This window comes from Sporosarcina sp. ACRSM (assembly GCF_022346545.1).
Lineage (GTDB): Bacteria > Bacillota > Bacilli > Bacillales_A > Planococcaceae > Sporosarcina.
The window spans coordinates 97676-110544 of sequence record NZ_JAKRNU010000007.1; the positions used below are offsets into that span (position 1 = coordinate 97676).

Annotated in this window: 12 protein-coding genes; 1 reads left to right on the forward strand and 11 read right to left on the reverse strand. The window is 45.9% G+C overall.

Annotated elements, in window-relative coordinates; genetic code table 11:
* Positions 1-60 precede the first annotated feature (60 nt).
* The 6 genes from MHZ95_RS12465 to nikR all read right to left on the reverse strand — a co-directional run bounded on the left by MHZ95_RS12465 (position 61) and on the right by nikR (position 5567).
* On the reverse strand, positions 61-663 hold the full coding sequence (locus MHZ95_RS12465) for an ABC transporter ATP-binding protein (RefSeq protein ID WP_239390948.1): 603 nt from the start codon (positions 661-663) through the stop codon (positions 61-63).
* Positions 653-1576, reverse strand: coding sequence for an ABC transporter ATP-binding protein (locus MHZ95_RS12470; RefSeq protein WP_239390949.1), 924 nt, complete (start codon positions 1574-1576; stop codon positions 653-655). Before MHZ95_RS12470 ends, MHZ95_RS12465 begins: the two co-directional genes overlap by 11 nt.
* A gap of 35 nt (positions 1577-1611) precedes the next feature.
* A complete protein-coding gene (locus tag MHZ95_RS12475; RefSeq protein WP_239390950.1) occupies positions 1612-2484 on the reverse strand; it encodes an ABC transporter permease in 873 nt (290 codons plus the stop codon).
* Positions 2481-3440, reverse strand: coding sequence for an ABC transporter permease (locus MHZ95_RS12480; protein ID WP_255726774.1), 960 nt, complete (start codon positions 3438-3440; stop codon positions 2481-2483). The genes MHZ95_RS12475 and MHZ95_RS12480 overlap by 4 nt, the downstream gene beginning before the upstream one ends.
* 43 nt (positions 3441-3483) lie before the next feature.
* Complete coding sequence (locus tag MHZ95_RS12485; protein ID WP_239390951.1) at positions 3484-5085, reverse strand: ABC transporter substrate-binding protein; 1602 nt, start codon at positions 5083-5085, stop codon at positions 3484-3486.
* Between the two features lie 62 nt (positions 5086-5147).
* The gene (gene nikR / locus MHZ95_RS12490; RefSeq protein WP_239390952.1) at positions 5148-5567 is read right to left on the reverse strand and encodes a nickel-responsive transcriptional regulator NikR; all 420 of its coding nucleotides are present in this window, start codon (positions 5565-5567) and stop codon (positions 5148-5150) included.
* Between the two features lie 571 nt (positions 5568-6138).
* Here nikR and MHZ95_RS12495 point away from each other — a divergent pair.
* Entirely contained in the window at positions 6139-7164 is a 1026-nt protein-coding gene (locus MHZ95_RS12495) for a YpdA family putative bacillithiol disulfide reductase (protein WP_239390953.1), read from the forward strand.
* Between the two features lie 271 nt (positions 7165-7435).
* Here the strand turns inward: MHZ95_RS12495 and MHZ95_RS12500 are convergent, their stop codons facing one another.
* The 5 genes from MHZ95_RS12500 to MHZ95_RS12520 form a co-directional block, all read right to left on the reverse strand.
* Complete coding sequence (locus MHZ95_RS12500; protein WP_239390954.1) at positions 7436-8503, reverse strand: YkvI family membrane protein; 1068 nt, start codon at positions 8501-8503, stop codon at positions 7436-7438.
* 293 nt (positions 8504-8796) lie between these two features.
* Entirely contained in the window at positions 8797-9909 is a 1113-nt protein-coding gene (gene menC, locus MHZ95_RS12505) for an o-succinylbenzoate synthase (protein WP_239390955.1), read from the reverse strand.
* Entirely contained in the window at positions 9906-10748 is an 843-nt protein-coding gene (locus MHZ95_RS12510) for a GNAT family N-acetyltransferase (protein WP_239390956.1), read from the reverse strand. Before MHZ95_RS12510 ends, menC begins: the two co-directional genes overlap by 4 nt.
* Positions 10745-11890, reverse strand: coding sequence for a M20 peptidase aminoacylase family protein (locus MHZ95_RS12515; RefSeq protein WP_239390957.1), 1146 nt, complete (start codon positions 11888-11890; stop codon positions 10745-10747). The genes MHZ95_RS12510 and MHZ95_RS12515 overlap by 4 nt, the downstream gene beginning before the upstream one ends.
* Complete coding sequence (locus MHZ95_RS12520) at positions 11887-12747, reverse strand: MurR/RpiR family transcriptional regulator (protein ID WP_239390958.1); 861 nt, start codon at positions 12745-12747, stop codon at positions 11887-11889. Before MHZ95_RS12520 ends, MHZ95_RS12515 begins: the two co-directional genes overlap by 4 nt.
* Positions 12748-12869 lie beyond the last annotated feature (122 nt).

The following is a 12869-nucleotide window of genomic DNA, read 5'->3' on the forward strand; positions in this document are numbered from 1 at the left end:
CTAGGAATAAACATAAAACAGCCCACCGAATTACCAGATGTGTAATTCGGCGGGCTGTTTTCATCTAGTTCCTAAATCAATGACCCGATGGCAAAGTCTTTTTACCAATTTTTCTTCGTGACTGACAATAATGATGCCCATTTCGCGCTGTTTAGCGATTTCAAGGACGGCCTGCCAGATTTGAGCTTGGGTGATGGCGTCGAGCATTGTTGTCATTTCATCGGCAATTAGAAAACGGGTATGTGGAGATAACGCTCTAGCCACACAAAACCGTTGCAGTTCTCCCCCTGATAACTCGTTCGGCCAGCGGGTCAACCATTCCTGTTCAATGCCTAACAAATCGAGCAACTCCTGATCAGGCGCCCATCCTTCGTTCAGCACTTTTGCCATCTTCCAACGTGGATTGACGGCTTTTTCCGGATGCTGAAAAACTAACTGGACCGGGTGAAATCCTTTCGGGGAAATCGGTAAACTATCGATCGTAACACTTCCCGTCAAAGGCTTTTCAAATCCCGCTAAAATCCGGCAAAAAGTTGTTTTTCCTAATCCACTTGGACCCGTCAGACCAACAATTTCCCCTGACTCAACGGACAAATCCAATCCTTGGAAAAGCCATGGTCCATCTCCGTAGCGAAATCCAATATTGTTTGCTTCAAGTTGCATGAATACATCTCACCACCCCATCCCGCAAATTGCGCATTTCGGGTTGTGCTTGATCACAAGTATGAGTCGCTAATGGACAACGCGGCGCAAACAGACAGCCCGGTGGCAAATGATCCGGCCGGGGTTGCGATCCCGGTATCGGGATAAAATCGTTTTGTGGCAATGCTCGCCATAACGCCTTGCTATACGGATGCCGAAGTGCTTCGCCATTGCCAGTAAAATCCTCTACCGGCGCTATTTCCACAGTAGTCCCCGCATAAAACACCGCAATCTTATCGGCGATTGTCAAAGCCGACTCAATGTCATGCGTAATGAGCATCACCGCACAGCCTTGATCCGCAAATTCCCGGAAATTGCTCAATGCTTCTCGCATGACTGCCGGATCAAGTCCCGGCGTAGGCTCATCTGCAATGATCACTTTCGCTCCACTGACGATTGCTGTAGAAAGAAGCGTTCTTCTCGCCATGCCTCCAGACAGCTGAAAAGGAAACATGCGCTCCACATCCGGCTGCAAATGAAAGCGTTCAAAAACCGCACGTTGCGACACGACCGCATCTCCCTCCCTTGCCGACGTACGGACTTGTTTCCCGACACGCATCAATGGATCGAGGTAGTTGACCGATTGTGGAATCAATGCAATTTCCGTGCCGCGCAAGGCAGACTGGCGTTTCGCCGTCAACGCTTCTCCGTTATACGCAATGGTCCCGCTGACATTCGCATTGTTTGGCAAAATCCCAAGAATCGCATGCGCCAACAAGCTTTTCCCTGAACCGCTCGCTCCAACGACCGCTAGGATTTCACCTTCTTCCAGCGCGACACTCAAATTGGAAATGACCTTGATCGTTTCCTGTTTCAAACCCGTTGTATATTGATTGAATGCGATCGATAAATCTTTCACTTCTAATATCGACATTGGTGACCTCCTTCCAAAATAGATCACGCACCTTTTTACTTTTCATGGGCTCTCGTCGGATCGATGAGCAATCGGAGACTTTCCCCGATCGTTTCAAATGTCCGCACAATGATTAGCAGACAAAGCCCTGGGAAAAAGGCGAGCCACCACATCCCCGATGACAAATATTTCATGGACTCCGACAAGATGATGCCGATTGCCGGCTCGTGGGGCGATAATCCTAACCCGATAAATGTAACGGCCGCTTCATGTAAAATCACATGCGGAAACATCAACATAAAACCGATCAGCAATTGTGGGATCAAATGTGGAAAAATATGATGCAATGCAATCCACCAGCGGGATTTCCCCATCTGTCTGGAAATCCGGACATAATCGGCTGAACGGATTTGCATCACTTCCGCCCGGATGACACGGGCAAGGCTTGGCCAATGCGTGAGCATCAGCCCGATGACAATCCCTTTGAACCCTCCCCCTAATGTAAAAGCAATCAAAATCAAGGTAACCAAATGGGGGACACTCAAGAAGAGATCGATGAGCCACGATATGAAGCGATCCGCCATTTTCCCCATAGAAGCCGCAGCCATCCCAAGCAGTAGCGCAATGGATGTACTTCCGACTGCCCCCAATAATCCGACACCCATACTTAAACTGAGCCCCATCATCGTACGGGTAAACATATCCCGCCCTAACCAATCCGTTCCAAAGAAATGATCGAGTGAAGGCATCAAATTACGCGCACCCAGATTCGTTGCTATTCTATCTTCATCCAGCAAAGCGCCGCCCATGACAACGAGGAGTAGAAACACTGTTGCTACTAGTATTGTCCAGAGCGTCCTTTGCCTGCGATTCAATGAAAATCGTTTCAATCCCTTTTCTTTCTTCCTGCTATCGAAGTGGGGCATCATAACGACCGTCCCTCCCTCGTCCTCGGATCCACGATGAAGTAGATCAAATCGGCTAGTAAATTTCCGATAAAAACAAATAATGTGCTACATAGCACCAATCCCAATAAGAGTGGGACATCTCCCCTTAACCCGGCTTCAACTGTCGCTTGTCCAAGGCCGGGATAGGAAAAGACTTGCTCAGCAAGCACCGCCCCACCAAATAATTCGCTGAAGGCAGCAAATTGTAAGGTGATGGCAGGCAACGCGACATTCCGTAACCCATGTCGCCAAAATAACATGAAACCACGTTCACCTCTTGCCCGCGCAAACAGTACATAATCGCTTGCAAGCACATCGATCAGCTTTTGACGCGTATGCAAAGCTACATTCGCGACGCCGACAATGCTTAACGTCATTGCAGGAAGGAATAAATGCTGGAGGCGATCCGCTATAGTGACGTCCCCCGCCAACACACCCGCCGGTACACCCAAACCGATCGGAAACCGACCGAGCCACACAGCAAAGACGATAAGCATGAGCAGCCCCATCCAAAAAGTCGGTGTCGATGCCAATGTGTAACAATACCATTTAATAATCCGATCGATCCACGTGTCCTTTTTCATAGCGGACACGACACCCATCGCAAAACCGATAACTCCCGATAACACCCATGCAGTTAACATGAGTGCTAGCGAATTCAAGAACCGTTCCCCAATGATTTCAGAGACCGGACGACGGAAAATCATGGATGTGCCGAGATCGCCTGACAGCAAAGCGGAACCCCAATTGAAAAACTGCACCATCACAGGCTGATCGAGCCCCCAATAGGCTGCAATCTTCTCACGCTGTTCGGGTCCCACTTTCATCATATCGGCTCCGATATAAGCTTGAATCGGATCGATCGGAGAGTTTTTAATTAACAGAAACGAAATCAGGCAGATGGCGAACAATAATGTCAGCATTCTTACGCCTTTCATAAGTAAAAAGATTCCGATCCTTGCACCGAACTGTTTATGCACGTTAGTTACTCCATTTCCACTCAGCTATATTATCTGTTGCCGGCCAGCCATGCCCATGCACATGAATCCGTTGTTCGCCGATATCGAGGTTTTCTTTCATGATATAAAGATGGTCGATATTCACTAGCCATGCCCACGCTGCATCGCCTTTTCCACTTAAGCCGGTCGTGCCATCCCATTGCGCTTTTTGCCAAAACTCAATCGCTTCAGCTTCACTGTTCGCTTGTAGTGCCTTTTTAAAATACTCATCTACGGTTTCATTTTGATAAAAACCGGTATTATAATATTCGATCCCTGCATTCTCGCTACTATAAATATTATAGAGTTCGTGCGGATCATGACTTCCCCAGCCCATCAACACAGCTTCGGAATACATTTTCTGACCGATGACATCCCAGCTTCCGCCTTCTACTTTAATATTGATGCCAAGCGGTTTGATCATATCTGCAACAGCAATAGCCAATGATTGACGAACACTATCACTCGCCAGATAATACAAGCTGAATTCGGCTTTCAAAGAACCTTTTTCAAGAATGCCGTCGCCATCTGTATCTTTCCATCCGGCTTCTTCCAACAATTGACGCGCTCCGTCCAAATCAGCATCCTCAATGACCGTCTCCGGATTCCACCAAGGGAGACCATCCACAGATGTATAAGCAGGCGAACCATATCCTTCCAATACCCCATCGATCAATGCTTGTCGATCTACAGCCTGATCAATTGCATGGCGAATGGCCGGATCAGCAGTGACGTCATTCCCAATCGGATACCCATCTTCCGTCAATTCACCTGACTTCACAAATGGAAAAACGATTCCACGATTGTCCACCGTTTTCACCGCTTCCAACTTCATGCCCGGTATTTCTTTTTTGCTGAAGGCTGCAGGAATCGCTGCAAGATCGACTGTTCCCGCTTGCGCCGCGGCAAAGGCAGCATCTTCACTCAAAAATAGAAAAGTGATCTTTTTAAAATAAGGTTCTTTACCATAATACGAAGGATTTGCCTGAACGATTAGCTGCTGGCCTTTATCCCACTGGACAAACTGATAAGGACCTGAACCGATAGGATTTTCCGCATAGGTTTCATTATATGCATGTTTAGGAACGATCCCCGTAGCCACCAGATTATTGACAAATGTTGATTGAGCTTCTTTCAACATGAATTTCACAGTTGTTGCATCGACCGCTTCCACTTTCTCCACATTATTCAAGTCAACGATTGATCCGCTCGTTGCCGCTTTTTCAAATGTGAATTGAACATCTTCCGCCGTCAACGGTTCTCCATCCGAAAATGTAACATCGTCACGTAACGTAACGGTCCAGGTTTTCCCATCCGAACTGACATCGTAACTTTCCGCCAAATCATTGACGATGTTCAGTTTGTCATCCCGTTTTAGCAAGGTACTTTGGAAAAGGGGAGATCCATACCGTCCCCATCCAGTGATCGGATCAAACCCCGTTTCAGGTTCAGAGCCGAACGCCAGCACGAGCTCGTCTTTCGGCTTGTCTTCACTTTTACTCGTTTGACTCGATTTTGGTGAAAAACAACCTGCCAATAACAGTGATATCGCTAGTAATGCGACCATGTATCTTCCATATTTCATCTACAAAACTCCTTTATCCGAGTAATTGACATTCCATTGGCAATGCAATTTTTCCTTCTAGATCAGATTTGTTCTACTGGTGCCACAGTGAAGTTTCCATACGTCACGCCTTTCAAACTCGTCAATTTATGGCTTAACTCCTGGATTTCCTTCACTTTTCCTTTGACAACAATCAACTCCAGACAGCTGTCATGGTTTAGATGGAAATGTGTCGTTGCAAGGATCAGATCATGCATGCCATGCTGAATATGGGTCATTTCTTCAAGCAGGTGCCGTTGATGATGGTCATAAAATAAAAGAATGCTTCCTGCAATGATTTGTTCCTCATCTTCCCAAGACTGTTTGATAATCGCCTCCCGGACAAGATCACGAACGGCTTCGGAACGATTTTCATACCCTCTCAATTTAACAAAATGATCAAACCTCCTCAGCAAATTTCCATCCATCGAAACGCCAAATCTTTTTAATGTTGAGTCTTGCATCATGCAACCACCTTTCATCCTCTCCTGAAGTAGTGACACATTTCACATAATTCGTAACACGATTACGCACCATGTCGCCTGTTTTTGCAGTCTTTGTTAAATGTATGACAGGTCCATCGTGCCACTTTTAATCAAAAACGTAACACGCTTGTCTCCAAACAAAAAAAGATTAGCCACTGATAAAACATCATCTGACGTTGTTTTATCGGCTTATCCTCTAGTCTTCTTTTATACACGAAAATTAATAAATTCAAAACAGAATGAAACGAAGTGGACCTTTCACAGGCCAGATAAGGGGAAGCCTTGACAAATTCGGCTTTTAATAACGGGAAGACGATCGTTTCCCTTGACGTGGGATAGACAAGTGACTGACTGCAATCATCCGGCATGATGCACGGAGCGAACTCCTACGATTTTTGAATCCATCCAAATACTAATTATATGGAACGGTGCTTACAAAAGCAATAAGTAAATGTATTCACAGTTCTCGGAATGAGTATAGTTGAGGATTTGCTTGAACATACTTCCGCAGAAGCTCATATTTTCCAATGATCGATGAGGAGGAGTTAAATTGAATCAATTATATGACGTTGTCATTATCGGTGGAGGGCCTTGCGGATTAGCGACAGGGCTTGCCCTACAAAAAAAAGGACTCTCTTATGTCATTCTTGAAAAAGGGGCGATTGTTAATTCCATTGTCAATTGCCCTTTACATATGACATTCTACAGCACTTCAGATCGTTTGGAAATCGGGAAGATCCCATTCGTATCCCAAGATGTGCGCCCCAACCGAACAGAACTACTGAAATATTATCGCCTCGTAACAGAAAGGCAAGAACTGCATATCAAATGCTATCAAAAAGTGAATAAAGTGATAAAAAACGGCGAATCCTTCACAGTCCACGCGGAAGATCGACATGGCAACCAACTTCCTTATGAAGCGCAAATGATTGTCCTAGCAACAGGTATTTTTGATACTCCACGGCAACTTGGTATAGCCGGAGACGATTTACCAAAAGTATCCCATTACTATCAAGAAGGACATCTTTACTACGGACAACATGTCACCGTCGTCGGCGGGAAAAACTCCGCAGTAGAAGCCGCCATTGATCTTTATCGAAACGGCGCCCATGTGACCCTTGTCCACCGGGGGGAAACCGTATTGGAAGGGATCAAACCGTCCTTATTATTGGATATGCGCAATCTCTTGAAAAAAGGGCATATCGCATTTTACCCTTATTCCAGTGTTGCAACGATTGATGAAACAACGATTCAAATCCATTCGCCTGAAGGAACCGTCTTAATAGAGAATGACTATGTCTTTTCCTTGATCGGCTATCAACCCGATCTATCGATGTTGGAACAACTCGGCATCGAAACCGATCCCGCTACATTGGTCCCTTCTTTTCATCCGGAAACGTATGAATCGAATGTTAAAAACGTCTTCCTTTCGGGCGTCGTCACAGGCGGTATCACCAATCGTGTTTACATTGAAGATGGGCGCTTTCACGGCTTGAAGATTGCCGAAGAAATTGCACAACGGCTTTCAGTTGTACAAAATCAATCGCGCCTCGGCGTGATTGCGTCCAGATTTTGAATTGCGCTTTCCAATGGCTGGTGCCTTAGCCTGAGTTCCTCTAATCAGCAGGGAGTTTGAACTCCCTGCTGATTCAAGTGCATTCTGGCATTCATCCCGCCACTTATGGAAGTGGGGGACTTCTGCTGAATCAAGTTAAATCATGAAAAAACAGCTCTTTAAATGACAGTGACGTCATTTGAAGAGCTGTTTAAGCCGTCTAGACTTGGGTTATGGTTCTGCTGAAGTACAATTCCGACAGCATTTCATCGTAAACAATTGAAATTAATGATTACGATTCTACTACTTTTTGGGGTGCTCGTTTTTTCATTGCCCACGCAAAGATAATAGCGCCTATCAGCGTGAAGCCTAAGTAGCCCATTGTTGGATAGACCGTTCCGACAAGCGTAATAAACCCTACGAAACTTGCTCCGAATGCGGCTAACCCGAATAACACAACGGCACCTTTGAATTTCTTCGTTTCCGGTTTCACGGTACGGGCTGTAAAAGCATAGAGCATACCGACCGCGGTATTGTAAATCATCCCAAGCAAGATAATCGAAAAGATCGTACTCATAACTGGGCTCATGCTATTAGCCAACACGAGCATCGGCATCGGTACGGATGCAATTTCCTTCAACTGCGTTAACATTGAAACGTTGATAAGGATGATGAGAAGACCGAGACCCAATCCACCGATGATGCCTCCCCATGCCGCCACTTTTTCATCTTTGACCGTTCCACCCATGACAGTCAGCATGGCTGCACCGGCTGCGATATTATAAGACACATATAACACTGCCCCTAACAGCCAGTGGGATGCCCCACGGCTTTGGCTCGCGGCGACCGCTTGCAAATCCGCGGATGCAAAATCGAAATTCATAACCGAATAAACCGTAATGATGATGACGATTAACAACAGAAAAGGCGTAAATGCACTAATAAGCGTAATCACTTTTTGGACACTGAAGGTCACGGAAATAATCGTGATAACGGTCATCAGTATACTTCCAATGACACTCGGGATGCCAAATTGCTGTTCAAAAATGGCTCCAGCTCCCGAAAACATAACGACCGTCACACCAAACAGGAAAAAAGTGATAATGACGTCAACAACAACCCCTAAATAGCGGCCGCAAATATGATAGATGACTTTCTGGTGAGAAGTGGTTTGTAAACGGCTCCCCAACTGTGTCAAATTCATCCCGATAAAAGCGAAAAATAACGTTGCGACAATCGAACCGGCAATGCCGATTGCACCGAAGCTCGTGAAAAACTGTAAAATCTCTTGCCCTGATGCAAAACCGGCACCGACGATAACACCGATAAAGGCTGCACCCATTTGAAAACTCTTTCTCATAAATGTTCCCCCTGCTAATTGCTAGCTGTTTATATGTTATAATATTCTGAATTAATACCCCGAAAGAAACCATGTGGGCAGATATCCACCCACACGACTTTTATCTTCATTCAGCCGAAGAATTCACCTCTATAGGTAAAGAAGCGAACGCGATTTTGTTCTCCTGTTCAGTAGGTGTTCAAACACCGGCTGAACGAAGATAAAGCCTCCGGCGGATGTCACAGATTTTGAAAGGATTCAATCGAGCAAGCTCGATTCAAAATCTGGACGCAATTACGCCAAGGCGTAATTGATTATTCGGCTTTAAAATGATATGTGTCAACTGTAAACTTGTCCATTGCACGGAAATTCGGTTCATAGCCGATACCATATGCGGTCGGTACGGTAATATAGCCTTCTTCTACGACGACTTCCGGCGCAATGACATCCTCTTCCCAATAGCGCGAAGAACCGGCCGTATCGCCTGGCAATACGAAGTTCGGCAATGTCGTCAAAGCGATATTATGCGCACGCCCGATACCCGATTCCAGCATGCCGCCGCACCAAACAGGGATACCTTGTTCCATACAGTAATCATGAATTTTCTTCGCTTCCGTCAAGCCCCCGACCCGGCCAATTTTAATATTGATAATTTTTGTACTTCCCAGTTCCACTGCTTTCCGCGTATCTTCCAGCGAATGGATACTTTCGTCCAAACAGATCGGTGTCGTCATCTGTTTCTGCAATGTCGCATGGTCGATAATATCATCGGACGCAAGTGGTTGTTCAATCATCGTCAAGTCAAACGCGTCCAGCTGTTTCAACAATTCAATATCGTTCAATGTATAAGCCGAGTTGGCGTCCGCCATGAGCGGAACATCCGGGAATTGTTCCCGAAGCGCGCGCATCACTTCAACGTCATAGCCCGGTTTGATTTTCACCTTGATGCGTTTATAGCCTTCCTCTACAAAACCACGAACGGTGGCAATCAAATCTTCGACTCGTTCATGGATCCCGATACTGATACCGACTTCGATTTTGTCACGTTCCCCGCCTAAAGCTTGCGCCAATGTCATTTTATTGCGCTTGGCGTATAAGTCCCAAATGGCTCCTTCAATGGTCGATTTCGCCATATTATTCTTGCGGATGGCACTGAAAAGGCCATTCACTTCGTCGGGATGCCCAATTTCTTTTCCTAGTATGAGTGGGATCAGAAAATCTTGAAGCATATGCAAATTCGTTTCAAGCGTCTCTTCGTTGTACCAAGGCGCGCTGAATGCAACCGACTCGCCCCAACCACTATTGCCGAGTTCGTCTTTTGCCTCCAGTAATAGAAAATCCTTTTCTTGCATCGTTCCAAAACTTGTCGTAAATGGATGCTTCATCATCATTTTCATTTTTCGGATAGTAATTTCTTGAATAATCATTCGTCTTCTCCTCTTTCACTCGTATTCAATGGAATTGTATTTTTTTTGACCGCTTGATAATAGTGGACGCCAGTTGTTGTCCGATTGACGTTTACCAATGCATAGCCTTCACGGAAAAGCGTTTGGAAAATCGTCCTGATTTTTAGTCGCCAATCCAGTGCAAGTTGCGGCTCACTTTTCTTGATCACCTGAAAATGTTCGGGTATCGGAATTTCGATACCGGCACTGTTGGTCGGTATTTCTTCTTCATTAAAATTTAGCATCGGGTTTCCTTGTTCAGATTTCCCTACTGGAAACGGACGATCAAAACGGTCAATCGTCGGAACCCAGCGCTCTTCCACTCGTTCGCTCTTGATCCACCATTCGATTTTAAAACGGTCCGAAGGCAATCCTTTGTTCAACCCATCTTCCATTTCACCGTACCAATTTTCTAAATAAGTACTGCAAATTCCGGATAGCTTCGATACATTCAAATATGCGTTCCGGCTTTCCAAAGGATCGAATGTCCAGGTGATCAAATCGTAACCCATTTCAATGGCATATGTGCGTTGCTCTTCTTTCAATGTTTTGCCGATTCCCATCAGCTGATAATCCGGATGGATCCCGAGCATATGGGAACATAAATAAGTTTTTCCATTTGCAAATCCGGTAAATCCATAGGAGAAGCCGACGATTGTCTCCCCATCAAAAGCACCGAGCATCAGCCCTCCATTGGTGATCGCCGTATAGGTTTGATGGACCGGAATCGGTTCCGATCCCCATACGGTTGTTTCAAGGGATTGGACGAGACGCATCTCTTCAATTGTTTCCAGTTTACGTGTTGTAATCGTTCGATTCATTGTGCCACTTCCTTTTGTTCTAACCGTTCAAACGTTTCGATCACTGCCCGTGTTAGAATTTCAATACCGGTCAAAATACCGTCTTGGTTGAATGTCATCTTTGGATGATGGAGGCCGGGTGCAAGGTCACAACCGAGTCCAAGCATCGTCGCTTTTACGGAAGGACGCTTCAATGTGTAAAAATGAAAATCCTCCCCGCCTGGCGTGACAATCGGTGGAACTAAACCTAATTCGCCTACCGTTTCGGTAATGGCTTGCGCCATGATGTCGACAGCCGTTTCATCCACTTCGGCTGCTGCAATTTCTGCGAGCAATTCACAGTGGATTTCTACACCAGTCATCTTAGCAACCGATTCGATTGCAGTCTGTACGTGATCAAACAGCTTGTCCATGACCGCATTCGTTTGCGCACGCATATCAATGCTAAAGACGCCATTTCCCGGGATGATGTTGGCCGATTCGCCGCCCGCTTGGAACATCGTCATTTTCGCCGAATGGGGTACCATCGGATCGACATGGATGGAGCGGATTGCTTGTACAAGTAAAGCCATCACTTCAATGGCATTTTGTCCGAGATGCGGCCTAGCCCCGTGCGTGTCGGTGCCGCTTATGGTCCCTTTCAACATTTTCGCCGCGCCATGCATAATCGCGGGTGCCGAGTAACCAAGGCCGAGTTCCTGGATTGGGCGAAGGTGGACGCCATACAAGTAATCGACGTCATCGACTAGTCCTTTGTCGACAAACGACAATGCCCCCGTCCCTTTTTCCTCGGCGGGTTGGAAGAGCACTTTCAGTCGACCGTTCTTCGGATAGCCCAGCTTCTTCAGTGCGAGTAATGTCCCGACTGCCATCGTCATATGCGCATCATGTCCGCATGAATGATTCGCTTGGTACACGCCGTCGACTTCCTGCCAAAGTGCATCGATATCCGTACGGAGACCAACGCAATAGTCTCCAGCTCCCGCAGTTACAACAAGCCCTGTTGAATCATCAAATGTCGTGACCTCGTATCCTTCATTCTCGATGAATTGTTGTAAATACTTCGTTGTTTCGATTTCCTTCCAACTGATTTCGGGGTGAGCGTGTAAATGCGCGAACACCTTCTCGACAATCGGTTTCACCTCTTGCAATACCGTTTTCATTGCTTCTCCGCCCCTTCCACAAATAAAAAATCGCTATTCAATGATTGATAGGTTTGTTGACGTTTTTCGAAGTGCTCCTTTTCTTTCACAGACACACCGGCAACCAGCGCATTCATAAACGAAAACAAAGAAGTCGTCGCATCAAGTGTGGATTTATTCGGTGAGTAAATGGGAAACAGTACATCACTATGCGCTTGGATAGGCGCTAACAACGAATCTGTTATCGCGATGACATAGGCTTGCTGATCACGGGCCAATTCAGCGATGCGGATTGTTTCTTTTAAATAGCGGTGAAAAGAAATAGCGACTAAAACGGATTGATCATTCATCGTACTTAACGTTCGAATGACATCTTCTGCTTCTGTGCGGATGAGTCGGACGTCATGCCTGACCAGCCCAAGCGAATAGGAAAGCCAACTAGCCGCGGCATGGGAAGAACGAAGCCCCAATATATATACCGTTTGCGCTTTTGAAAGTTGGTCGATCGCCGTTTCATAATCCGTCTCATTGATCTGCTTAATCGTTTCCTGGATTGTACGACAGTCCTGTTCCATCACCTGTTCATAAAAATTAGGCGCTTGTTCCAACTCAAGCTTGGATTGCTGATAAGTGTGCAAACTGCTTTCTTGAAAGAGCAACTGTTCCCGCGTGGTCTTTTGCAGTTCAGAATAACCGGAAAGCCCGAGACTATAGCAAAAGCGGATGACCGTCGTCTCACTTACTCCGATCATCGCGCCAATTTCCTGTGCCGAAGACACCGCGACATTTCGGGGATGATCCAACACATAGGTGGCAACTTTCTTTTGACTTTTCGATAAGTTATGGAAATGCTCATGCACGAGCTCTTTTAGTTTCATCATTGATCACCATTTGAAGTATCAGCATTTTTTATCTAGCAAAATGAAGTGTAAACTTCATAATTGAATAGAAATTAGTTTAACACAAAAATTCGCAGAGTACAAACTATTTTCTGAACCTT

Excerpts from the sequence above, each read along its gene's own strand:
- MHZ95_RS12465 (WP_239390948.1), bottom strand. The coding sequence starts at position 663 with ATGCAACTTGAAGCAAACAATATTGGATTTCGCTACGGAGATGGACCA.
- MHZ95_RS12470 (WP_239390949.1), bottom strand. The coding sequence starts at position 1,576 with ATGTCGATATTAGAAGTGAAAGATTTATCGATCGCATTCAATCAATAT.
- MHZ95_RS12475 (WP_239390950.1), bottom strand. The coding sequence starts at position 2,484 with ATGATGCCCCACTTCGATAGCAGGAAGAAAGAAAAGGGATTGAAACGA.
- MHZ95_RS12480 (WP_255726774.1), bottom strand. The coding sequence starts at position 3,440 with ATGAAAGGCGTAAGAATGCTGACATTATTGTTCGCCATCTGCCTGATT.
- MHZ95_RS12485 (WP_239390951.1), bottom strand. The coding sequence starts at position 5,085 with ATGAAATATGGAAGATACATGGTCGCATTACTAGCGATATCACTGTTA.
- nikR (WP_239390952.1), bottom strand. The coding sequence starts at position 5,567 with ATGCAAGACTCAACATTAAAAAGATTTGGCGTTTCGATGGATGGAAAT.
- MHZ95_RS12500 (WP_239390954.1), bottom strand. The coding sequence starts at position 8,503 with ATGAGAAAGAGTTTTCAAATGGGTGCAGCCTTTATCGGTGTTATCGTC.
- menC (WP_239390955.1), bottom strand. The coding sequence starts at position 9,909 with ATGATTATTCAAGAAATTACTATCCGAAAAATGAAAATGATGATGAAG.
- MHZ95_RS12510 (WP_239390956.1), bottom strand. The coding sequence starts at position 10,748 with ATGAATCGAACGATTACAACACGTAAACTGGAAACAATTGAAGAGATG.
- MHZ95_RS12515 (WP_239390957.1), bottom strand. The coding sequence starts at position 11,890 with ATGAAAACGGTATTGCAAGAGGTGAAACCGATTGTCGAGAAGGTGTTC.
- MHZ95_RS12520 (WP_239390958.1), bottom strand. The coding sequence starts at position 12,747 with ATGAAACTAAAAGAGCTCGTGCATGAGCATTTCCATAACTTATCGAAA.